Source organism: Streptomyces griseoflavus (assembly GCF_014649995.1).
Taxonomy (GTDB): Bacteria; Actinomycetota; Actinomycetes; order Streptomycetales; family Streptomycetaceae; genus Streptomyces; species Streptomyces griseoflavus.
Genome location: NZ_BMUC01000014.1, coordinates 124,610 through 146,391, shown reverse-complemented (window position 1 = coordinate 146,391; position 21,782 = coordinate 124,610). Strand labels below are relative to the sequence as shown.

General features: G+C 69.5%; 22 protein-coding genes and 1 pseudogene. 8 read left to right on the top strand and 15 right to left on the bottom strand.

Annotation, left to right across the window (positions count from 1 at the left end; translation table 11 throughout):
- Positions 1-175: 175 nt before the first annotated feature.
- From IE172_RS35285 to IE172_RS26360, 5 genes and pseudogenes are all read right to left on the bottom strand, one after another.
- Entirely contained in the window at positions 176-979 is an 804-nt protein-coding gene (locus tag IE172_RS35285) for a hypothetical protein (RefSeq protein WP_190099808.1), read from the bottom strand.
- Positions 976-1,431, bottom strand: coding sequence for a site-specific integrase (locus tag IE172_RS26370; protein ID WP_190099807.1), 456 nt, complete (start codon positions 1,429-1,431; stop codon positions 976-978). The genes IE172_RS35285 and IE172_RS26370 overlap by 4 nt, the downstream gene beginning before the upstream one ends.
- Positions 1,432-2,494: 1,063 nt before the next feature.
- A complete protein-coding gene (locus IE172_RS34810; RefSeq protein WP_229886405.1) occupies positions 2,495-2,653 on the bottom strand; it encodes a hypothetical protein in 159 nt (52 codons plus the stop codon).
- Positions 2,654-2,793: 140 nt separating this feature from the next.
- Positions 2,794-3,201, bottom strand: a pseudogene (locus IE172_RS35365) (ATP-binding protein); the annotation flags it as partial.
- Between the two features lie 59 nt (positions 3,202-3,260).
- Complete coding sequence (locus IE172_RS26360) at positions 3,261-4,844, bottom strand: Mu transposase C-terminal domain-containing protein (RefSeq protein WP_190099806.1); 1,584 nt, start codon at positions 4,842-4,844, stop codon at positions 3,261-3,263.
- Between the two features lie 287 nt (positions 4,845-5,131).
- On the opposite strand from IE172_RS26360, the gene IE172_RS26355 reads away from it, so the two are divergent.
- From IE172_RS26355 to IE172_RS26340, 4 genes are all read left to right on the top strand, one after another.
- On the top strand, positions 5,132-5,980 hold the full coding sequence (locus IE172_RS26355) for a recombinase family protein (protein ID WP_190099805.1): 849 nt from the start codon (positions 5,132-5,134) through the stop codon (positions 5,978-5,980).
- A 139-nt stretch (positions 5,981-6,119) separates the two neighbouring features.
- Positions 6,120-7,358 (top strand): pentapeptide repeat-containing protein, encoded by a 1,239-nt coding sequence (locus tag IE172_RS26350; RefSeq protein WP_190099804.1) that lies wholly within the window; start codon positions 6,120-6,122, stop codon positions 7,356-7,358.
- A gap of 686 nt (positions 7,359-8,044) precedes the next feature.
- Complete coding sequence (locus tag IE172_RS26345) at positions 8,045-8,476, top strand: competence protein CoiA family protein (RefSeq protein WP_190099803.1); 432 nt, start codon at positions 8,045-8,047, stop codon at positions 8,474-8,476.
- Positions 8,380-9,051, top strand: coding sequence for a competence protein CoiA family protein (locus IE172_RS26340; RefSeq protein WP_190099802.1), 672 nt, complete (start codon positions 8,380-8,382; stop codon positions 9,049-9,051). The genes IE172_RS26345 and IE172_RS26340 overlap by 97 nt, the downstream gene beginning before the upstream one ends.
- Before the next feature lie 54 nt (positions 9,052-9,105).
- On the opposite strand, the gene IE172_RS26335 is transcribed toward IE172_RS26340, so the two are convergent.
- Both IE172_RS26335 and IE172_RS26330 read right to left on the bottom strand, forming a co-directional pair.
- On the bottom strand, positions 9,106-9,387 hold the full coding sequence (locus tag IE172_RS26335; RefSeq protein WP_190099801.1) for a hypothetical protein: 282 nt from the start codon (positions 9,385-9,387) through the stop codon (positions 9,106-9,108).
- A 248-nt stretch (positions 9,388-9,635) separates the two neighbouring features.
- A complete protein-coding gene (locus IE172_RS26330; protein ID WP_190099800.1) occupies positions 9,636-9,827 on the bottom strand; it encodes a hypothetical protein in 192 nt (63 codons plus the stop codon).
- A 422-nt stretch (positions 9,828-10,249) separates the two neighbouring features.
- Here IE172_RS26330 and IE172_RS26325 point away from each other — a divergent pair, with 422 nt between their 5' ends.
- Positions 10,250-10,669 (top strand): hypothetical protein, encoded by a 420-nt coding sequence (locus IE172_RS26325; protein WP_190099799.1) that lies wholly within the window; start codon positions 10,250-10,252, stop codon positions 10,667-10,669.
- Between the two features lie 16 nt (positions 10,670-10,685).
- Here IE172_RS26325 and IE172_RS26320 read toward each other — a convergent pair whose 3' ends face one another.
- From IE172_RS26320 to IE172_RS26310, 3 genes are all read right to left on the bottom strand, one after another.
- Positions 10,686-11,276, bottom strand: a complete 591-nt coding sequence (locus IE172_RS26320; RefSeq protein WP_190099798.1) for a TetR/AcrR family transcriptional regulator — start codon at positions 11,274-11,276, stop codon at positions 10,686-10,688.
- A gap of 61 nt (positions 11,277-11,337) precedes the next feature.
- A complete protein-coding gene (locus tag IE172_RS26315; RefSeq protein ID WP_190099797.1) occupies positions 11,338-12,054 on the bottom strand; it encodes an ABC transporter ATP-binding protein in 717 nt (238 codons plus the stop codon).
- The gene (locus IE172_RS26310; RefSeq protein ID WP_190099796.1) at positions 12,051-13,178 is read right to left on the bottom strand and encodes an ABC transporter permease; all 1,128 of its coding nucleotides are present in this window, start codon (positions 13,176-13,178) and stop codon (positions 12,051-12,053) included. Before IE172_RS26310 ends, IE172_RS26315 begins: the two co-directional genes overlap by 4 nt.
- A gap of 364 nt (positions 13,179-13,542) precedes the next feature.
- Here IE172_RS26310 and IE172_RS26305 point away from each other — a divergent pair, with 364 nt between their 5' ends.
- Together IE172_RS26305 and IE172_RS26300 are read left to right on the top strand one after the other, a co-directional pair.
- Positions 13,543-13,773, top strand: coding sequence for a FitA-like ribbon-helix-helix domain-containing protein (locus IE172_RS26305; RefSeq protein WP_190099795.1), 231 nt, complete (start codon positions 13,543-13,545; stop codon positions 13,771-13,773).
- Positions 13,770-14,174 carry a type II toxin-antitoxin system VapC family toxin gene (locus IE172_RS26300; RefSeq protein ID WP_190099794.1) on the top strand — a complete coding sequence of 135 codons (405 nt, stop codon included), beginning with the start codon at positions 13,770-13,772 and terminating at the stop codon, positions 14,172-14,174. The genes IE172_RS26305 and IE172_RS26300 overlap by 4 nt, the downstream gene beginning before the upstream one ends.
- A 151-nt stretch (positions 14,175-14,325) precedes the next feature.
- Here IE172_RS26300 and IE172_RS26295 read toward each other — a convergent pair whose 3' ends face one another.
- The 4 genes from IE172_RS26295 to IE172_RS26280 form a co-directional block, all read right to left on the bottom strand.
- Positions 14,326-15,438, bottom strand: a complete 1,113-nt coding sequence (locus IE172_RS26295; protein WP_190099793.1) for a ParB/RepB/Spo0J family partition protein — start codon at positions 15,436-15,438, stop codon at positions 14,326-14,328.
- Positions 15,435-16,598, bottom strand: coding sequence for a ParA family protein (locus tag IE172_RS26290; protein ID WP_190099792.1), 1,164 nt, complete (start codon positions 16,596-16,598; stop codon positions 15,435-15,437). Before IE172_RS26290 ends, IE172_RS26295 begins: the two co-directional genes overlap by 4 nt.
- 385 nt (positions 16,599-16,983) lie before the next feature.
- Positions 16,984-17,529 carry a hypothetical protein gene (locus IE172_RS26285; protein ID WP_190099791.1) on the bottom strand — a complete coding sequence of 182 codons (546 nt, stop codon included), beginning with the start codon at positions 17,527-17,529 and terminating at the stop codon, positions 16,984-16,986.
- Between the two features lie 2 nt (positions 17,530-17,531).
- Entirely contained in the window at positions 17,532-18,071 is a 540-nt protein-coding gene (locus IE172_RS26280) for a hypothetical protein (protein ID WP_229886403.1), read from the bottom strand.
- Between the two features lie 1,026 nt (positions 18,072-19,097).
- Between IE172_RS26280 and IE172_RS26275 the strand changes: the two genes are divergently transcribed.
- Complete coding sequence (locus IE172_RS26275; protein ID WP_228969424.1) at positions 19,098-19,928, top strand: DUF6008 family protein; 831 nt, start codon at positions 19,098-19,100, stop codon at positions 19,926-19,928.
- A gap of 29 nt (positions 19,929-19,957) precedes the next feature.
- Here the strand turns inward: IE172_RS26275 and IE172_RS35180 are convergent, their stop codons facing one another.
- Positions 19,958-21,463 (bottom strand): helix-turn-helix domain-containing protein, encoded by a 1,506-nt coding sequence (locus IE172_RS35180; RefSeq protein ID WP_190099789.1) that lies wholly within the window; start codon positions 21,461-21,463, stop codon positions 19,958-19,960.
- Positions 21,464-21,782 lie beyond the last annotated feature (319 nt).

Sequence of the window (21,782 nt, the reverse complement as noted above, 5' to 3'; positions counted from 1 at the left end):
CTCAGTCATCGACCGCCGGGTGGGTCTCCACAGGGGACGTACCTTTGTCCATTCCTTCTGATCCTCAAGGGTAGGGCCAGCTGGTCTCACAAACGCGCAGGCATCAGTGTCGGACGACATCAGCATGTCAGTGGCTGGCGACACGGACTGTCAGTGGTCGGCGACATGACGGGTGTCAGTAGGGGATGACGTCGTCGGTGTCGATGGCGCGGAGGCTGTACTGGACGTCGTCGGCCAGGACGATGTCGCCGTCGGTGGTGGCGGTGAGGTACCCGGCGTCGAGGAGTCCGGCGACGGCGTGCGCCCAGGGCCCGTCCTGGTCGGCGGTCACGGAGCCGTCGTGCCAAGCCTGGTAGAGGACGGTGGCGTCGAGGTCGCTGAGGACGTCACGCTGGAGCGGCCGGCGGTGGGTGCCGTCCGGGTTCCTCCAGGTCGCGATGTGGTTCCCGGGGTGGAGCGCGTTCATCTGCTCGTCGGTGAGGACGTCCATACGGGGGCCGAGGGTGAAGTGCGCCGGGGCGACCCGGCGCAGGGCGTACGGGCCGCCGAGGCCGGGGTGGGCCCAGGCGTGGTCGAGGGCCTCGATGGTGCGGTCGATGTCCCAGTGCAGGCACTCGGCGAGGAAGTCGGCAGTGAGCGGCCGGCCGGCGTGGGCGAGGGCGTTCAAGACGGCGGTGGCGTCGGCCTGGGCGGAGGGGTCGGGCGGCTGCTGGGCCTGGTGGTGGCGGGGGAGGTTGTAGACCTCTTCGGCGAACGGGGTGAGGTCGGCGGGGTGGAGGTCGAGTTGCCGGGCGAGTTCGAGGACGACGTTCAGGGGCTGGTTGGGCAAGGCGTCAAGCCGGATGTCGTTCTCGTGGACGCCGAGGAGGTCGGCGAGTTCCCAGCTGGTCATGCCGGCGCTGTGGAGGCGGCGGCGGATCTCGGTGCCCCAGCCGCGGGGCTGGCGGCTGCGGGGCGGTGCCTGGTACCAGCGGTTCACAGGTCGCCGCCCTGGTCGTCGAGGATGGTGACGGTGAGGTGGCGTGCGGTCATCCAGTCGGTGTGCGGGGTGGGGCCGGCGCCGATCTGGTGCTCCTCGCGGCAGGCACTGCGGTGGAGCCAGTGGGGCTGGATTCCGATACGGCGGCAGGTACGCAGGATGAGCTCGGTCAGGGTGCGCTCGGTGGCGGGGAGCGCGGGGTCCTTGTAGTTGAGGAAGAAGGGGCCGCGGGTGCCGGAGCCGTCCGCGCGGCGGTGGGCGAGCTGGGCGGCGAGGATCTCGGCGGCGTACGGGGGCAGGGGCGTCTTGCCGGTGGTGTGTCCGTAGGTCGGGCACTCGTCCTCGTCCTGGCGGTCGATCCGGGCGGCCCAGTCGGTACGCAGGTACGCGGCGCGCTGTCGCTGAAGGTCGGCAGGTACAGGTAGTGGCCGTCCTCGTCGACGTTGCGGCACAGCACGTGGCCGAACCGGTCGGGTGCGGCCGACAGGTGCAGGGACAGGACGGTGGCGGCTGCGGCTTCGGTGGAGACGGTGGCGCGCAGGGCTCGGCAGACAGTCGGGGTGAGCCAGGTGGTGAGGCGGTCGGCCGGGTCCTGGCCGAGGCCGGCGGGCTGCCAGCGCAGCAGGACGCCGCGGCTGAGGAGGGAGGCCTGGATGGCGCGCAGACGGATGAGGGCCAGGCGGGGGCTGGCGGCGGGGCCGAGGCGTTCGTCGCGGAGGTAGGCGTTGAGGGCGCGGGCGAAAGCGCCGGAGCGTGGGGTGGTGAGGTCGTGGGGGTGGCGGCGGACGAACTGGTCGGTGCGCTGGGCTTCGGAGCGGTAGACGTGGTTGAGCTGGTCGAAGGTGTCGGCGGCGAGGCGGCGGCGGCAGGCGGCGAGGAACAGCGGGAAGTCCGCGTCGGGCAGGGTGGGCCAGTCGTCGTCGGGGCCGGGGTCCTCGTCGGGGTTGGGCGGCAGGCTGGTGGCCGGGTCGGGCAGAGGCAGCAGCTGGTAGAAGTCGTCGAGGTGGATCGCGCAGGGGCCGGTGGGGTCCGGTGGTGGGGAGCCGGCCGCGGCGGCCGTGGAGGCGGGAGTTGCCCAGGCTTTCGAGGGCGTTGCCCATCTTGGTCGCGTCGCGGGGTGAGGACCACATCAGCCACAGGGTGGCGTCGACGGTGTCGGCGAGCTCGGCGAGGCTGACGGCCTCCTTCTCGGAGAGGCGGTGGCCGCGCTCGACCACGATGTGCGCGGTGTGGGCGGCGGTCAGCCAGGCGGCGGCGGCCGCCCATGCGTTGTCGATGGTCATGCGGTTGCTGCGGGCAGCGGCCGGATTCTTGCCCGCGGCGGCCAGGACGTCCCACACCAGGTCGGTGGGCGACCGTACGGGGTTGGGGCGCACGACGACGCACTGGGCGGACTCGAGCGCGGCCAGGCGGCGGGTCAGAGCTACCTCGTCGAAGGCGTCGGTGACCAGGTAGACGGTGCGCCACGGCCGGGCCGACAGGGCGAGCGGGTCGGTGCCGGGCTCGGGGAAAGTTTCAGTCACGCAGGCCGCCGCCGAGGAGGGCGTAGGTGTTGTGCACGGTGGCCTCGTCCACGGTGCACAGGTTCTGCTCGGCGCACAGGGAGGCGGCGGTGTGGGTGAAGACGGCCCAGTCGCGCATGGTGCCGTGCCCGTAGGAGGCGTCGACCTCCAAGAGCAGGCGTCGTCCGCGTCGGCGTAGATCGGATGGTAGCGGCGCATCAGGGCCGGCACCTTGGCCGGGTTGAGCGGGGAGAAGGGCAGGCGGCGGAAGACCCGCGAGCGGAGCATCGGCTCCTTGGACAGAACCTCCCAGCAGCCGTCGCCGCCAACGTAGAGCAGCGCGAAGCGGGTCTTGGGGTGGTCGTGGAGGTGACGCAGCAGCTCGATGCAGTCGCCGTTCAGGCGCTGGGCCTCGTCCACCACGATCAGGCGCATCGGGGCGGCAAGCAGCCCGGTCAGCTTGGTGGTGAGATCGAAGCGGTTACGGGAGCTCGGTGTGTCGGCGCCGGTGAGTTCGCGCAGCAGCTGGTCGGCGATCATGCGCATGGTCGGCCGGGAGGGAAAGGTCAGCACGCACACCTGCGGCCGCTGGGTGGGCGGCAGAGCGTCCAAGGCTTCGAGGGCGGCTTCGACGGCGAAGGTCTTGCCGGTGCCGGCCGGACCGTGGACGACGCCGGTCGCAGCGTTGGTGACGAGGTCGCGGACGATACGGGCGGTCATCTGGAAGTGGCCGGTGGGCAGGGCGGCGGCCCCGTCCAGGTCGACGAAGTGGCGCGGCATCAGCTCTCCGGATCGGCGGGGGCGGTGGGGTCGATCAGTCCGAGCAGGCTGGTGGAGGCCCGGGCCGCGAGCGCGGCGTCGCGGTCGCGCCGGGTCCGCACCTGTCCGTCGGCGGCCGGCACCAGCCGGGACTCGGCCGGCGCCGCGCTGTCGCCGGTCATGGGAGCGAGGGTGCGGCGTGCCTGGCGGGTGGCGCGGCGCCGCTCCCGCCCGAGCCGTTCGGCCTCGGCGCGGGCGTGCGCGCGGAACGCGTCGGTCTGCTCCGGGGTGAGCTGGCCGGTGGGGTAGGCGGTGCACAGGTGCTTGGGCCCGTCGTAGACCTCGATGCTCCGGTCGTCGTGCGGCATGTACCGGATCTGGACCCGCTGGCCGCCGCGCCCGTACAGCTCCGGTGCGACGTAGGTCAGGGAGCGGAAGCTGATGCCGTCCTTCTGGATCGTTCGGTCGGTGGCGGCGAGCATGAGGTGGCGCAGCTGGTCGGCGCCGATCCGCCGCAGCGGCGCCGGGTCCTCCAGCCACGCCTGGAGCGGAGTGCGGCCGCCGAGCATGCGGTGAGGGCGTTCGGTGTTGTACCAGCGGGCCCAGTCGGCGAACCGCTGCACGAACCGCTCGATGCGCATCGGCCCGCCTGCCTCCTCGGCGGCCTGCTTGGCGGCGACGGAGTCCTTCACCGGCCCGTACAGCGTGCCGCTCGCGTCGCGGGGCCCGCCGGTGAAGCCTGGAAGCTGGGAGATCAGCATCTGCTCGATCGTGAGGTTCAGCCGCTCGACCTTGCCCTTGCGGTGCGGCTGGAAGGGCGGGAGGCGGTGCATGATCACCGCCAGGGTGCCCAGGGCCGCCTCGACGTCGTCCGCGGCGAACTCCAGGCCCTGGTCGATCCGTACGCGCTCGGGGACGGCGCCGAACGGCGAGAGGTCCGGCTCGTGGAGCATGGCCATGCGCATCGCGGTGAACACCGTTCCCGACGTCGGGGTGACGGCCACGGCCCAGCCCAGCAGCGCGCGGGTGCCGTCGTCGACGACCGTGGTCATCCACGGGCAGATCGCCTTGCCCTTGGGCGGCAGCACCACGAGCGGCAACTGCTTGTGGTCCATCTCCCAGCACCGGCCGCGCAGCGCGTCCGGGCGCCGAAGGTGCACCGCTGCCGCCCGCCGGCCGGACTCGCCCGTCCGCCACGCCGCCTGCTCGGCCGGGGTCAGCTCCTGGCTGAACGCCCGCTGCAACGTCCGCAGCGTCACCGGGCGGGCGCCCGTCCACCCCTCGGCCAGGAAGGAGGGCACCGGCGCCCCGGCCGTCGTGCCGTCGCCGGCCAGCACCGCCTGCCGGGCCCAGTGCAGGGCGGCGATGTTGCCCCTGTAGAACGCGAACGCCTCGCGGTCGGTCTCGCTGAGCCCGTAGCGGGGCCTTGGCTGCCGGGCCGGACGGTCGGCGGGAGGAGACAGCCACCGCCACACGGTGCGCTCGCTCACCCCGATGCTCTGCGCGACGGTCCGCACATGAGCCGCCGTCAGTGCCCCGTCGGCCCGTAGCTCCTCCAGCCGGGCCACCGCCGTCCGCCGTACCTCCGCCGCGATCTTCGCCACGGTCGGAAGTGTCAGTGGGATGTCGCCGCTGAGACACCCCTGCGGCAGCGTCGTGGCTCGAACTGATGAACCCACCCCGAACCGCTTGCACCCGGCGTGCGGCACCGGCTAGAGCAGGCGGGGCGCCTGCCGTCCCGGAATCGGTCGATTCCGGGACGGTGATCGTTCGCGGCCCGGCGGTCGCCGGAGACGTCCCGAAAGGCGTCCCGGAACCGGCGGGTGCCGCCAGGAAGCGGGACGGGTATTCGGGACGGTCCGCATCGAGCGGACGGGCGGGAGGGGAACACGTGGACAGCAACCTGGACGAGATCGCCCACGCCGAGATGATCGAGCGCGAACCGTGCCCGCGGTGCGGGGCGCCGCCCGGGTCGGTGTGCCGGGCGAACTCCGGCGTCGTCGCCGTCGACTACCACACCGGCCGCTACGCCAAGATCCCCGCGCTCAAGTCCGGGCCCGCCATCCGCATCCCCGCCGCCCGCGGCCCCGGTCGCACCTGGCAGCCCGGCCCCGCACCCGACCTCGACCCCGCACTCCTCGCGCGGGCGGGCGACCGCATCGGCTACGCCCGTGTGTCTGGCAAGGGTCAGGACCTCGCCGGACAGGTCCGCCTCCTGAAGAACGCCGGCTGCGTACGCATCTACGTCGAGAAGATCGGCACCCGGGAGAAGATCCGCCCCGAGTACAACGCCGCCCTCGCCGACCTCCGCCCGGCCGACACCCTCACCGTCACGATGCTCGACCGCCTGGGCCGCAACATGATCGAGCTCATCACCTCCGCGCAGGACCTCGCCGAACGCGACCACCGCCTGGAAATCCTCAGCGGCCCGCTCGCCGGGATGTACGACCCGCAGGGCGCGGGCAAGATCCTCTTCGTCGTGTTCGCCGCCATGGCAGAGGTCGAGCGGGAGTTCATCCACGAACGGACCCTGATCGGCCTGGACACCGCCGCCGCGAACGGCAACCACGGCGGCCGCCCGCCAGCCGTCGACGGCGACATGCTCGCCATCGCGCTCCGCCGGCGCGACGCTAAGGAACCCGTCACCTCGATCGCCCGGCACCTTGGCGTCGGCCGCTCCACCCTCTACCGCACCCTCGCCGCATACGACGAAGCCATCGCCACCCTGGGGAACCCGTAACCGCGCAGGGAAGGGGGCAAGCGTTGAGGGCGGCATCTGACGCTGGACCCGTCTGACCTCACTGGTCCACCCTCAAATTACCCTCTGAATAGGCAAGTTCTCCGATCCCCGGACCCATTGACCGGACAGTCTGCTGGGCATGCCTGATTCTCTGAAGCGGGTCCTCTTCGCGATCACCTTGGCCCTAGTCGTGCTGGGGTACGGGTGGCTGATCTGGCAAGGCCCATGGCTCTTCGATGGCGCTCACCTGCGCAGGACCGATCTACAGCCTGCGGATGGTGTAGTCATCACGGGTTTCCGAACCTCGATGGTCGCCCTCGGCGCTGGCGCCATAGCAGGCGTCGGCCTCTTCTACACGCACCGCTCTATGCAGCACACGCGGGACATGCTGGAGCACACCCGGTTCAAAGACCGCGAGCAGGCCGACCTGACTCGTGAAGGCCAGGTGACCGACCGCTACGTCGAAGCGATCAAGCTCCTCAGCAGCGACCATCTCACTCAACGCCTCGGAGGCATCTACTCCCTGGAACGCATCATGCGCGACTCGGAGAAGGACCACCCTACTGTCGTCGAGGTCCTGGCCGCCTTCATTCGCACCGCGTCAGAACCCGAAGCCGAAGATCCTCACGCCACTGGCGAAGGATCTCTCCAGGCCTCTCGTGAGAGATACAAGCCGACCGAAGATGTTCAGGCAGCACTCACCGTGTTGGGTCGCCGTCCCAGCATCGACCGCGGAGAGGGAAGAGTTCAGCGAGTAGACCTTCGCGGCACAAATCTCCAGGGCTCCAACCTCCAGAACGCGTATCTCCAGAGCGCGGACCTCCGTGGCGCGAACCTTCAGGCGGACCTTCGGCACGCGAACCTCCAGAATGCGGACCTCCGCGGCGCGAACCTCCAGAACGCGGACCTCCGGGAGACGGACCTTCAGAACGCGGACCTTCGCGGCACGGACCTTCAAAACGCGAACCTCATGAACGCGGACGTCCGCGTGGCGGACCTTGGAAACGCAGATCTTCGAGATGCAAATCTATGGGCCACGAACTTCCGGGGTGCATCGCTCGGTCGTGCGAACCTCAGTGGAACCAACCTTCGAGAGGCGGACCTTGAAGGCGCGGACCTCCAGAACGCAGACCTCCGTGACTCAGACCTCTACGACGCAGAGCTGCGGACCGCAAGACTGCGCGGCGCAAATCTCGCACATACCGCTCTCCACCGGGCGAACTCTGTTGAAGTGGACCTGATTGCCAATGCCCTGATCTACCGGTCGACCAAACTGCCGTCCGATGTGGCCGGTGATGCGACGATCAACACTCGCATCGACGAGTGCGAGCAGGCGCTGACAAATGAGAGTCCCGAGAAGCCGGGGACCGAAGCGTAACCGGCAGGTGGCCTGCGAAGGCGCGACCGCTACTTTGCTGGGCATCGGGCATGGCTGCCGCCTGCTGTCGGCGACAACGGCATGCTCGCCGTTCGCCTCCGCGACCCCGACGAGCCCCGTTACCTCGATCGCCGGGCGCCAAGGCGCCGGCCTCTCGCCCCTCTCCTGGACGCTGGCCGCACACGACGTAGCCATCGCGGCAGCCGTGCCCCCGGTGACGTCCACCCGCCCGACCACCAGGCCGAGCGCAGGAGCGGATGCCGGGGCTTTACCGTGCGGCGGGTCGGTTGGCCGTGGTTGGGCCACAGCTGAATCCGCCGCCATCGACCTCTACATCCGTGCAGGCCGTACATGCCGGCGACGATCCCCGAAGCTGGGACCTGCTCGCCGAACTCGCGACGGTGGCCGACACCAACGTCCTCCTGCGCCAGCAACAGCATGAGAACGTGCCCTCCCGCTGGGCCCAACTGACAGAACCCGTGTCGCCGAGCACTGACAATCTCGTGTCGCCCAACAGCGGGCACCGCCTGCTGGCGAGACGGGGACCCGATTCCGCTACAGGCAGAGCCGGTCGCTCGGGTGCGCTCTCGAACCTAGTTCGACCGTGCGAGCTGAGGCGATGGGACGGTCAGTGCTCATTGCGATGCTCTACGCGCATGATTCAGGCGAGTTGAGAGGAGTGTCCGGTGCTGGACGACCTGCTCGTTGTGGGGTTCGACCTTCAGATGCAGCGCGAGGTCCACATGGGCGAAAAGCCTGTCGAGCAATGGCGGGAGCTCGGCTACGGACGTATGGAGACGGTGGTGTGCTTCTACTGTTGGCGCGGCATCGACGCACCTGCTGGTACGAAAGTGCCGCTGCTGGCCCGCGGCCGGATCGGCGGTCTGGTGAGGCCGCACTTCGCGCACCCGGCTGGCACCGCCCCGCCCGGCGGGTACAACCCCGAGACGGTCTGGCACATCAACGCCAAGCACCGCCTCGCCCGCTGGGCGGCACGCTCCCTAACGTCACGCGGGTTCGGATGGAGCAGTGGACCGACCGGCTCGACCGCCGCGCCGACGTCCACGTCACCCTCGGCGACGGCGCCCACCTGGCTCTGGAGGCCCAGCGCGAGCTGATCAGCGACGAGCTGTGGCAGGCCCGACACCGCGACTACGCCGCCAACGGCATCCAGGACGTGTGGTTCATGCGGCCCAACACCCGCATTCCCCATGTGTTGTTCCACGAAGGCGTCCCGGCCTGGACGCTCTACCACCGCGACGATAGGGCCGAAGCCCGGCTCGGCCAGCCCCACATGCGCAACGAGCCGCGGTGGTGGACCATGGACCTGCGCGTGTTCGGGCTGCACCACCCGCCCTGCGTCGGCGATCCGGTCGTTTGCGAACGCTTTTCCCTCATCGACCTCGGTCTGAGCGCCGACGGCGTGACCTTCCCGCCCACCATGACCGAGCGTCTGGCTCAAGAAGCCGCCCGTGTACGGCGCGACGCTGACCAGGCCCGACGCCAGCACGAACAGACCGCCCGGTGGAGGCCCGAAGCCACCACCTCCCAGCCTAGGCCTCCCTGGCAGCCCACCCCGCTGCCGCCCGTACGGCCAGTACCCCGGCCAACGAACGGAGGACCGGTCTGCGAGGTCTGCCATCGCCCCCTCGCTGAACCCTTGATGCGCTACGGGCGACACATCTTGTGCTGATGAGATCCAGTCAGCGCTACTCGCGTTCCTAGTTCGAAAGCGAGCGGTTCACAGTCAGCGGTGGACCTTGATACAAGGGTTGCCGGACGACTTCTTGGAGACGGCGCACAGCCACGTTCCGTGCGGAAAACTCTTGTTGATCTTCCATGAGGTGGCGGCGAACTTCGTCATGCCGGCGCTGTAGAACTTCGCCTTCTTCCACCGGGTTACGTAGGACTGAGTGGCCACCGAACCGGTGTGCTCGTAGACGCGGAATGCCTCGCCGTTGCGCTGCTTGGTGCTGGTGACGTCGATCGAGTCGACGCGCAGCCCCTTGCCTTTGACGTAGATCGACACTGCCCTGTCAGAGTCGTCTCCGCTCATGGGGACTGCTGAGGAGGAGGGGGCCAGGAGTAGAAGGGCACTGGCCGCAGCTGCGGCAGCCTTGATCGCAACGGTTCGCATGAGCTGCCTAACCCCACGGTCTGTCGCACGGACACGGAAACCGGACCCGCATCACTCCGAGGGGCGTCCCGGGTGAAGGCTAGGATGACAACTACCGCGGGTCCTCCACGGCATCCTGTCTGCTGGCCGTCTACTCCTAGCTAGTCGACAAAGGCCTCGGCCAACTGTCCGGTCGCTTTAGATGATCTCTTCTCGACAACGGCGGTCAGGCGGGCGACTTGAGCTTTGAGGTCTTCAATGTCCTCGAACATGCCGACCGACACGTCCAGAATGTCCTCGAACATGCCGACCGACACGTCCAGCCGGGGAACGGCGCCGGGATCACTGGCCACTGCGTGCCGCCTTCCGTTCCTCGTACGCGGCCGAACCACGCGCGGGTAATGACCTACACCTCGGGTTTCATCTGCGAGCCGGTATGGGCCACCTGCCGCTCCGCGTACGGTGCACTCCGGCAGATCGGCCGTCGGCGGGATCGGTGCGTCCGGCGGCCGAAGCAGGTGTGCCGTCGACGAACGGCCGGGGAGCCAGCACCTCCGCGAGGGCAGGCAGCAACGACCGCTCCTCGCTCTCCTCCGCATCGACCAGTTCGGCGTCGACGACCGCCACGACGCTGGAGTCGTTTACTTGTTCAGCCGTCAGGTTGGCTCCTCAGGAAACTATCCATCTCGTGGTTCCCCCGCCCCGCCGACCCTGACGGCAGGGCACGGACTGCTACCGTGCTCGTCAATTCACGTCTATTGGTACGGAAGAGATCATGCGCATCACCGTTACGGTCGACGATCCCACCGACGACTTCCGGGACCGGCTCCTCGCACTCCTGGAGGAGCACGCCGCCCACGTCGACACCGACGCCACATGGACCGTCGAACGCGCCGTGCGGTACTACCGGAGCCTGCCCGCGCGGGCACGCCGCATCGTCCGGATGGCCGCCGCCAACGGTGGTTTCGTCGGCGACGACGAGCTCCGTACCGACGGCGGCAGCCTCCGCGGCCACAGCGGCGCCCTCAAGCGCGTGCTGGAGCGCGGCGTCCGCGAGGGGTGGTGGCCGGCCGGGATGCGGCCACCGATCGAGGCGCAGGGACCCGGGTTCGGCAAGGTGAAGGGGTACTCCCTGCCCGTCGAGCTCGTGGAGGTGTTCGGCGCCGCCATCGAGCGGTACGACGATCAGGGGTAGAGGACGGTGACAGCGGTCAGGCCGGGCTCTCGGCCGGTGTGAGGCAGCGGCGCACCAGGACGAGGGCGCGCTCGGTGACCGTGTCGAGCGGGGCGCCGCCCTCGACGGCGGCGAGGGCGGTGTGCAGCATCCCGGCGACCAGATCCGCCGTGAGCGCGGGCTCGGGGGCGCCGAGTTGCCGGACGGCCGCGCGGAACGGTTCGACCTGTTCCAGGTGGAGTTCCATCAGCCGTTCCTGGCAGGCAGGCGGAAGGCCGGCACCCATGAGGGCGGCGGCGGGCCGGTGTGCGCCTTCGGCGCCGAGGCGGAGGCTTTCCCTGAAGAACGCCTCGACACGCTCCACCGGGCCGTCCGCGGCGGCCATGGCGCGGGTGAGGGCCTCGTTGGAGCGCCGGAAGGCTTCCTCGGTGATGGTGGCCAGCAGGGCCGCCGAGGAGTCGAAGTACTGGTAGACGCTGGAGCGGGCCAGGCCCGCACGGGCGCCGACCGCCGCCGGTGTGACGGCGGCGGCGCCCTCGTTCACCAGGATGTCGATCGCCGCCCCGATCAGCGCCTCGCGCTGCTGGGCGCGGTGTTCGGCGACGGTGGAGGCGTTGATCTTCGGCATGCGGGACGGACTCCTGGGTGGCGTACGGAGCCGGGAGTGAGGCGCCGGCCCGCTGCCCCGGTCAGGACAGCCGGCCGTCGACCATCTCGTACACCCGGTCGGCAGCGTCCATTATCGCCGTGTCGTGGGTGACCATGACCGTCGCGGTGCCGTGCTGGTGCGTCTGTTCGGCGATCAGCTGGACCGCCTCCGCCGAACGCACCCGGTCCAGCGCCGAGGTGGGCTCGTCCACCAGCAGGACGGCGGGTGAGGTCATCAGGGCCCGGGCCAGGCCCGCGCGCTGGCGTTCGCCTCCGGACAGCTGGTGCGGGCGGGAGGCGGCGCGGTGCGCGAGTCCGACCGCGTCGATGAGCTCGTCGGCCCGGGTCCGGGCGGCGGCGTCGAGGCGTCCGTCGATGTGCAGGGGCAGCAGGAGCTGTTCCCGGACGGTCAGGGAGGCCAGCAGGTTGGACTGCTGGAAGACGAAGCCGATGTGGCGGCGGCGGGCCGCCGTGCGTTCCTTGTCCGACAGGGCGGTCAGCTCGGTGCCGGCGATGTGGACCTCGCCCGAGGTGGGCCGCTGGAGGCCGCCGGAGACGGCGAGGAGGCTGGACTTGCCAGATCCCGACGGGCCGACGACGGCGACGAACTCGCCGGGCGCGACGCTCAGGCCGACGTGGTCGAGGGCGGTGACGGCGGTGTCGCCGTCGCCCAGGGTGAGGGTGACGTCGAGCAGGCGCAGTCCCCCGGAGCCTGCGGCGTCCGAGGCGGCCCGGTGATCGGTGGAGGTGCTGGTCATCGGGTGGCTCCCAGAGCGGTCAGGGGGTCGACGGCGGTGATGCGGCGGACGGCGACGACGGCGCCCACGGTCCCGAGGCCGATGAGGAGGCCGGAGGACGTGGCGATGGCCGGGGCGGACAGGGAGAAGGGTGCCTTGCCGATCATCGCGCTGCCCAGCGCCAGGCCGATGGCGGTACCGACGGCCGTCGCGCCGACGAGGACGGCGACGACCTGGGTGAGGGCGTCGCGCAGGATGTATCCGGTGGGGGCGCCGAGGGCCTTCAGCAGGGCGATCTCCGGCTTGCGCTGGACGGTCCAGACGGTGAAGAACGCACCGACGACCAGGGCGGAGATGGCGTACAGGAAGCCCTTGATCAGGGCCATGGTGCTGGACTCGGCCGTGTAGCCGGGGGACGCGCCGAAGGTGGTCTCCTTGCTGTCGGCGCGGGTGGCGGTCGCCTTCTCGACGGCGGTGACGTCGGCACCGTCCTCCAGGGTCAGGGCGACGGCCGTGGCCTGCCGGAGCGCGGCCTCGGGCAGGTCACCCGGCAGCCCGTAGTGCAGGTGCCGCCAGGTGTCGAGGTCGGCGTAGGCGACGCCGATGTGGCCGTAGGAGATGGTCTCGTCGACCAGGCCGACCACCTTCAGCCGCACCTCGCTCTTGTCCGCGGTCAGGACGTCACCGACCTCCACACCCAGGTCGGCGATTTCCCGGGTGATGACGATGCCGCCGCTGCCCTCCGCCAGCCCTTTCCCGCTGGTGGGACGGGGGGCCAGGGGCGATTCCGGTGTCATGCCGAAGACGGCGAGGTTGACCTGCTCCCCCTTCTCGGCGCCCTGGGTCACCTGGGCGTTGGTCAGGGTGTTCCCGAAGGGCTCCGCCCGCTCCACGCCGGGGGCCTTCGACCAGGCCTCCCAGTCCTCCTGCTCCACGGTCGAGCGGGAGAACTGCTCGCTGGTCGCCTTCTCGTCGAAGGCCATATGGGTCAGGGGCAGCGCGCGCAGACCGGATATACCGGCGTCCGCCAGACCGGAAGCGAGTCCGGACAGGAGCACGCCGAGTACGGCGATGAGGGCGACCACCGCACCCATCAGGGCGAAGCGACCGCGGGCGAAGCGCAGATCGCGTAGGGCGAGGAACACTGAATCTCCGAGCGATGAGGGTGATGTGGGTGATGAGGGCGCGACGGCTGGACGCGTACGCCCCTTTACCTGAACTTGACGACGTCAGCGTCGGCATCATATCGGATGTTGCCGACACGACTGTCGGCACGTTCGGCGACCGGGAGGAGACCCGCCCCACCCGTGGCGGAGCGACATCTCGGTGATCTGGCCGGTCTGCCGGGAGTCCGTGATGGCCTGGAGTGCCGTGTGCTCGGCGGGGCGGTGGGCTGGACTGCGATGGACAGCCAGGGCGGAGCAGCGAGCGAGGTGCAGGCGATGGGCCACTTGGAGGCCACGAGGCACAGTGACTGCATTGTGCATTCAATGCTGCTAAAATGCATTCATGACCGCGCTCACCATCCGGGATGTCCCCGAAGACGCCGTGCGCACCATGAAAATCCGTGCCGCTCAAGCCGGCCAGTCCCTGCAGGCATACCTCCGCGGCTTGATTGAGAGGGAGGCCGCGAAGCCCACCGTGGCCGAGGCCGTGGAACGAGCCCGCAGGGAGGCAACCGCCGACATCAGCACCGCCGACATCCTCGCCGCCATCGACGAAGCACGGGCCGGACGTTGACCGTCATCGACTGCTCGGCCATGGTCGAACTCCTGGTTGCGAAGACCGAGACGGGAGAATCCATCGCCCGGCGGGTGACCGCGGCGCACACCCTGGATGCGCCGTACGTACTCGACGGGGAAATCCTGTCGGCGCTTCTCGGGCTGATGCGCGGGCAGAAGATCACCGAGCGGGAAGCCGACACCGCCCTGGCCAATTACCGGGCGTTCCCTATCGAGCGACACGACGTTCTGCCGCTCTGGCCGCGCCTGAAAAGCCTCCGCGCCCACCTGTCCGCCTACGACGCCCAGTATGTCGCGCTGGCCGAAGCCCTCGACGTCCCCCTGGTCACCGCCGACGCACGCATCAAGCGCAGCGGGGCAGCCCGCTGCGAGATCGAAATCTTCGGCACGCACACCTGACGTCTCGCACAGCGTCCGCCACGGAGTCAGGCGGGCAGCGCCTCGTATCTTGGGGCAACCGCGCGCTTGGTGATGGCCTGTCCGGCCGGACAGCACCGTCCGCGGAGGCCCCGCTCACCGGGGAAGGCGAGCGGGGCCGCTGGGTGGTCCGCTATCGGGCTCCCAGCTCGGCCAGCAGGGCCTCGTACTCGTCCGGGTGCTGCTCCCGCAGCACGTCCATCCACACGCGGGCTCCTCGTGCGAACGTCTCGGGCGTCATCTTCTGGTGGAGATGGTGCACGCAGTAGAAGGCGTCGTCGTAAGGAAGCCGCTTCGGCTGCTTCGGCTGCGCCGCCTCCGCGTTCGCCGTCGCGGGTTCCGCCGTGCCGGTGCGCGGTTCCGGGACGGACTCGGTGGCCGGCTCACGCACGGGGGACGACGGAGGGGCACCAGGCACGACGGGCGGGGACGGCGGGGCGGCTGGAGCGGGAGCCGTCTCCGGGATTATCACGCCGTGATATTCGGCGGGGCCGGCTGAACGCTCGACGACCTGCTGCGGCTGGCTCTCCGCCTTCCGGCGTGCGGCTTCCGCCCGTTCGTCGGCCTTGGTTTTCTGCTCCTCGGGCGACAGCTTGCCGAGGTTGCGGACGTGTTCCACCTTCCGCACGCCGGTGACCAGGTCCTTCTGGAGCTCGGGAGTGAGCTTCAGCAAGGACAGCTTGCTGGAGATCGTGTTCTGCGGGATGCCCAGCCGCTTGGCCGCCTTGGTCTGGGAACCGTAGTAGTCGACGAGGCCCTTGAGAGCGTGCGCTTCCTCGAGGTCGGTCATATCGTCGCGGTGGTAGTTCGCGACGAACGCGGCCTCGAGGAGAGTCTCGTCGGTGGCGACCCGTCCGTTGTCGACCCGGACCGGGATGGTGGCCACCCCGACGCGGCGAGCGGCCTCGAGGCGGCGGTGGCCGTCGACGACGATGTACTGCGCCCCGGCGTCGAGTTCGTCGGCGCGTTCCGGGCGGGTGCGCAGGTAGGCGTCGACCGTGGCCACGGCGATGGGGATGATGATGCCGACCTCGCGGACGCTCTGCACCGTCTCGTCGAGGTTGCGCAGGTGGTTGCGCGGGTTGTCGGGGTTGTCGCTGATGAGGGTGACCGGCAGCTCGGTGATGGCCGCCGCGGTCGACTCCTCACCGGCGATGGTCTGGTCGATGAGGTTGCGCCGGGAGGACCGGGCGCCGCGGGCCGCGCCGAACGCGGGTGCCGATCCCAGGGTGTCCGCCTTGCTCAACGGGTTGCTCCCCTCGCTACTTGCCGCATGGCTTCCGCCTGGTCACTGTGAGGCGCGTAGGTCAGCAACGGCATCCGTTTGCGGACCGCTTCGCGCTGTTCCTTCAGATCGCCGATGACGGCAAGGACCTTCGGGTCCCCGAGCGACTTCCAGTTGTCCAAGGACGACGTGGCGACGTAGCCGCGGCGCGAGTCGTACAGGTTGACGACCAGGCCGAGGTAGTCCATGTCCAGGGACAGGTCTTCGCAAAGGTCCTCGATCTGCTGGGCGAGCATGCCGTAGGCGGTGGCGGAGGAGTCCTCCGCGAGTACCGGGATGATGACCCCGGAGACGCCGGCGGGCTCGCCGCGGCGCCGGCGCCCGTAGTAGAGGGCGGCGTCCATCGCGATGCCGAGGCTGGGCGGGCAGTCCACGATGATGACGTCGTAGTCGGCTTCCAGGGGACGCAGGGCCAGCTCCAGGGCCGCTTCCTTCTGGAAGCCGCGCTTCTGCGTCGCCACGACGGCGATCTTCGCGTCGAGGAGGAACCCGTCGAAGCAGGCGGGCAGCACGTGCAGACGCTTCTCGTACCGCGGATCGTCTATCTCCACGACCAGGTCGCGCAGGTCTCCCTTTCCTTCACCGCACATGTGGGAGACCAGGCTGTCGTGGTTGGGTTCGATCTGCGGGACTCCGAGCTGTTCGCTGAGGTGTCCCTGCGGGTCGAAGTCGACGACGAGGACGCGCTTGCCCGCCTCGGCGTAGGCCTCGCCGATCCCGGCGGAGATGGCGGTCTTGCCGACCCCGCCCTTCTGGTTGCCGACGATCTTCCGTTCGGGGTCGGTTCCGCGGGCCCCGTGCCGGGGGGAGGGGTTCGCGTCGAGCCAGTCCCGGATCGACCGGGCAAGGCCCTGGGTGTAGGAGACGCCGCGATCGGTGCAGGTCTCCTTGAACCGTTCATACAGCCCTGGCGGCAGCCACGTGGAGAACGACTTCGCACCGGCGGTGTCCACCTCGGCGCCGCTGCCCGTGCTGCCGCGCCATTCGTTGATGGCGGCCTCGACGGCGTCCTGGATGTCCAGGCTGAGTTCGGCGGCGCGAACCTTGAGTGCTTGCTGGAGCGCCGAGGGCAGCTTGGACGCTACCTTTTCCCGGTCTCCGTCGGAGTATGGGGAAGCCATGACGTCAGCATACTGACTCTTGGCGGTGGAATGGCACCCGGTTTGCAGGTTCTGACGCGATTTCACCCCATGGCACGCCCCAACGGGATTATCACGCCGTGATAATCACCGTCCGACGTCGCCGCGCCTGTGCAGTCCCAGGCTGGACACGGTCCTCGAAAACCTGACGCACCACATGCGCGCAGGCGTCTTCTGGGCGACCGGAGAGGGACCGCCGGATTATCACGGCGTGATACTGCTGACCCGCCCTCGAGAGGCGCCTGATTGACGTCGACGTCAAGATCCTCTGTGGTGCCGAGGCGAGTGGAGAGGTAAGGTGTATTCCGAAACCTAGACACATTGAGGCCCCCGCTCCGGCGGGGGCCTCAATGGTGTGCCGACCGTGTCACGAACGGGGCGGCCTCCGCCGGGACCGGCCGCGGGCCGTCGAAAGGCTCAGTACGTCCGCGGTTCCCTCGGGAGCGGCAGCCTTGGCCGGCTTCGAGCAGCCGGGCGAACTCCTGCGGCCCAGGCGCTTCTCCTTCTTCTCCTGCTCGGCCTGAGCGACGGAGGCTTCGTAGCGCTCCTGGTAGTCGTCGACGTCGAGACGATCCGCAGGATCGAGTGTCCCGATGGCCTCCAGGTGCTCAGTGACACTGCGTGCGCCACTGATCATCGGGTTGAGCAGGTAGATGCCCTTGGCCTGACGGAACACCAGCTTGGCGAGGATCAGGGCCTGCAGTCCCCGACCCACCATGGAGCGGTGCACCTCGAGGGCTTCGGCCAGCTCCTCTTCGGTGACCAGGCAACGCCCTCCCGGCTCCTGGGTCCCCAGGAGCCGGAACAGCACTCGGTAGGCGATTCCCGGCATCGCGGGCATGTAGGCGAAGCCGTTGAAGGTGCCGTATGTCAGCTCCGGCGGCTCCGGGTTCGCAGACGCTGCAGTCCTCATCCTCACGCCTCCGGCTTCTTCTCCGCACGCTTCCGCTTGTGCGTCCTTGACGACGGTTCAGGCAGCTTCGCACCTGGAAGGGCCATACCCCTGAACTCTTCTGGAACGTCGGGATCAAGCACGAGCTCATTCAGAAGGCTCAGCTGTTCCACCTGGACCTTGACACTCTTGGCCACTGACCCTCGTACGGGCTTGCTGATCTGTCGGTAGCCGCCACGAAGGGTCACCGCGGGCTGGAGCTGGATCGACCCCTTCTTCGGCGAGTAGGCGAGCCCCAGCCGCTTCAGCTTGGACTGCGCCCGTGACACCTGAGCGGGATCCATGTCCAGCTCGGCAGCGATCTGGGTCTGCTTGAGCTCGACAGCCCCTCCCACTTCCTGACTTCCCATCATGTACAGCAGGACGCACAGGGTCACATTGTCGCCCCTGAAGTACCTGGCGGCCCAGCGCAGGAACTCCAGGCTGTCCTGGGCGAAGTACTTGCCGACGAAGTCGCCCGCGGTAACCGGGGGTTTGACCTCTGCCGTGTGGCCGACAGGCAACTCGACAAGATTTCTCCGTGGACCGAGCGTGCCCGCGTACGGGCTGCTCGGGCTCGGCGCACGAGGCGGGGACGAGCCGGGGACCCGACGAGGGTCCCCTTGAGGCTGGGCAGTCATGACGCTACGCGCTCCTCAAGATCGAAACCTAGACGCGGAGCACAGTAGTGATTGCGCATATGGATAGCAACGACGCGACCTATCTGCGCGTTGGGCGCGTCGAACATGACTTCGGAGTCATGTTGACGAGGGTTCCGACACCCGTCGCAGGATTGCGCATCTAGGTCGCAACCAACACGGGGCACCTTGACTCCCCGCGCAAGTTACGTGCGCTCAAATTGACGTGGGAGTCATGTTCTGATCCTCTGTCAGGGCCTCTGACCTGCGGAAACGTGAGCCTCTCTATTCTTTATAAGTGCGGGTGGGCGTCTCGGAAGGCCCTCGAGGGCTGATCGTCAGGGTCATCTGCTCGGCGTCCTCGCCAAAAACGTCGTCAGTGAGCGCCGGTGGTACCAGGGGCCTTGCCGGCCCCTGGACCCCGCCGCCCCCGGCACTCCTCGACGCGCATCCGTATCGTCGTGGCGTGCACCGTTCGCGTCGAGGAGCACCGGGGTTGTGGTCTCTCTACCGCCCGGACTCCTGACGCCCGCACGACGGTGCTCCTCGTCCACACACTGCCCGAGTCGCAGCGATGCGACGACACCGCTCTCCCGGTGGGCACACATGCTCTGGCTGCAGGGAACGCATCTCCTTGACGCAACGGACATGAGGTGTGGCCCTGGGGACGCTGCGTGTCGACTGAGCGCGCGATGTCCCTGACGGTCGACGGCGGCCGCCGATTATCACGCCGTGATAATCGGCGGGACTACCCCGGCTCCGGTCATTGAAGGACCGTTGGCCTCGTGAGCTCGTGCAGCTGGAGCTCCGCAACCCGGAAGTGGTGAACCAGGAACGGGGATTTCTAGCGTGCTGGTCGGCGCCGCCAGTCGTGCGGGCCGTCCCGTATCCGGAGCCACCGAAGGAGCGCTCATGGATCACAAACCCGGAATGCACGAAATGCACGAGATGGGCAACTCCGTGTCCACCGTGGACACCCTGGGTGCAGTTTTCTTCATCGGACTGACCGTGGCGATGTGGGCGGCGGTCGTCGTCCTCGCCTACGCGAACCGGGGGCCGGTGCGGCCGTGGCTGTACCGGACGGCGGTGGGGCTGATCGGTGTGGGCGTCGTCGGGCAGATCGGCCACTTCCAAGAACACATCGCCCAGGCCATCTACTGGATCGCCCACCCGTACTCCAACGCGTGGATGACTCCCTGGGCCAACAGCTTCGCCAGGGGAATGGGTCAGGTCGACTCGACCAAGCCCTCGCTCGGCATGGAGATCCTCCACCTCACGGGCAACCTCATCTTCCTCGCCGGCCTGGTCGGCATCATGCTGATCACCCGCCGGGTCAGCAGTCAGCTGCAGTCCCGCAAGTGGGCGCGGATGGGCGTGTGGATGCAGGGCATCCACGGGGTGGAGCACCTGGTCCTGACCGTGTCCGTTGCGCTGGGTGCCAGCCGGGCCATCGGTCTGTCCACCTGGTTCGGCGCGATCGACCCCGGCGTCGCGCTGACCACGTACCGGGTCTGGTGGCACTTCGTCGCCAACCTCGTCGGAACGGCCATCCTGGGCATGGCGATCTTCCACCTGTGGCGGGAGAAGCGCAGCGTCAAGGCGGCCTACGACCTGGAGCCGGACGGCGACGTCCTGCCCCTCCCCGGCACGGAACACCGGGCGGTCACCGAACAGCCCACGCCGGCCGTCGGTCAGCCGGTCGGCGCCGCTCAGCAGCCGGTCGGGGCCGCAGCGAGGGAGTGACGACGGCGTCGGCACCTGGCTCGCGTCGGTCACCACTCCGCCGGCGCGGTGCTGGCCGCCTCCACCCGGCACCGCCAGCACAGGCCGTAGGGGGCCTGCCGGGAGCAGGTTCCGCCCCGGCCTCGGCAGCGGTCCACCACCACGGGCCCCGCCGCCCGTGGTGGGGTGGGGTCGGGGAGGTCCGCGCGCGGTGCCGGCCGCCGGAGGCGGTGCTGCCGGTCGACGGCGGCACCGCCCGGTGGGGCCTGCGGGAGCGGTGGCGGTGCGGGAGCGCTCCCCTCGTCGCACGGCATCGGGCGCCGGTCCGCTGCCGCCTCCTGACAGGCACGGCACCTGCGGCCGGTCGACCAGAGGACGCCCGTCTCGCAGTCCGGGTCGGCGCACCCCCAGCGGGGCAGGGCCACCCCGAGCAGCCAGCGCCCGGGATCACGGATGTCCTCGACGAGGGTTCCGGCGAGCCGCTGGGTGAGGCGGCTGCGCAGGCGTTCCACGCCCGTACCGGCGTCGAGCTGGCGGGCCACCTCCCGCCCCAGGCGCCGTTGCAGATAGGCGTTCAGGTCCCCGACGAGGAAGCGCACGGGTTCCAGTGCCGCGTGGAGCCGGGGGCTGAAGGTCAGTCGGGGGCCCGTGTAGGGACGGTCCGTCCGGCTGCCGTCGGCGGGTGAGGGAGCGGGGCCGTCCGCGCGCAGCGCGCGATCGCCGCGGCCCGGTACCGGCAGGGGCGGGACCGCGGCAGCTGCCTCCTCGTCCACCTGTCTCTCGCCTACGGCGGGTGAGGGGCGGGCGGGTTCGTCATCGGGTCGGTCAGTACTCCGGTCTTCCTTGTACGCGAGCGACCCTTCACCAACCCGGGCACCTGATTGGTCATCAAGGAAGCCGGTCCGCACCGGCAGTGCGTGCGGCGCGCGGCCGGCGGCGGTACGGCCGTCGTGGACCACGAACAGGTGCCGCCCGTGCTCGCCGGCCCGGTGGTGGACGGTGATCCAGCCCGACGCGTCGAGTTCGTCGACGATACGGGTGACCGCGCTCGCGGTGAGGGGCAGGCCGGCCCGGCGTCCCGAGTGATGGCGGAGAACCTGGGCGAGCACCCGGGAGGTCAGCGGGTACTTCAGGGCGACGGCGTGGGTGATCACGGCGAAGGCCCGCAGCAGGCGCGGGCGGAGGCACTCGCTGGCGGTCACCGGCAGCCAGACGAATCGTTCCGTCGGAGCCATCGGCCTGACCCTCCTCCGGGCCGTCGTCCCGTAGCCGCCCGGGAGGGACCTGCGCCGGCTCTCCGGTAACTCCACGACGCCGTCGTGACCGGCCGCGCGGAGCTGGGCCAGGCCGCGTTGCACGGTCGACTCGGACAGGCGCAGGTACGAGGCGAGCGTGGCGATCCCGGCCGTGCATCCCTCGGGACGCTGTGCCAGCGCCTTCACCTTCACGTAGACGCTGAGCGCCGCGTCGGAGTAGTGGGGTGACTCCACCAGCCGCATGGGGACCTTGACCCGCTGCCGCGCGTGCGCACCCGGGGGCGGCAGGGCACCGGACATCAGGGCGGGTCCGCGCCCGTGTGGGGTGGAAAGTTGCCCGAAAGGTGGCGTAGTCGTGGACGAGGGATGACAGGGCTGGTCAACGACGCAGCTTTGCACCATGATGAAGGCGTCTCCTGGTGAGGGGGCATGACGAAGCCGTCTGCGCGGCTTCAGGTTCGGTCGGAACCGATGAGGGCCCCGGTGGAGTGGCATCCGGAGGGGCCTTCGTCCGTCGGACGACCGGCTCGACGCATGGCTGTGAGCCCAGTGGTGGCACACTGGGTCCAGCCCTTGAGTTCATGTGTTCCGCACTCCCGCGCGACGGCGGTGGACCCGC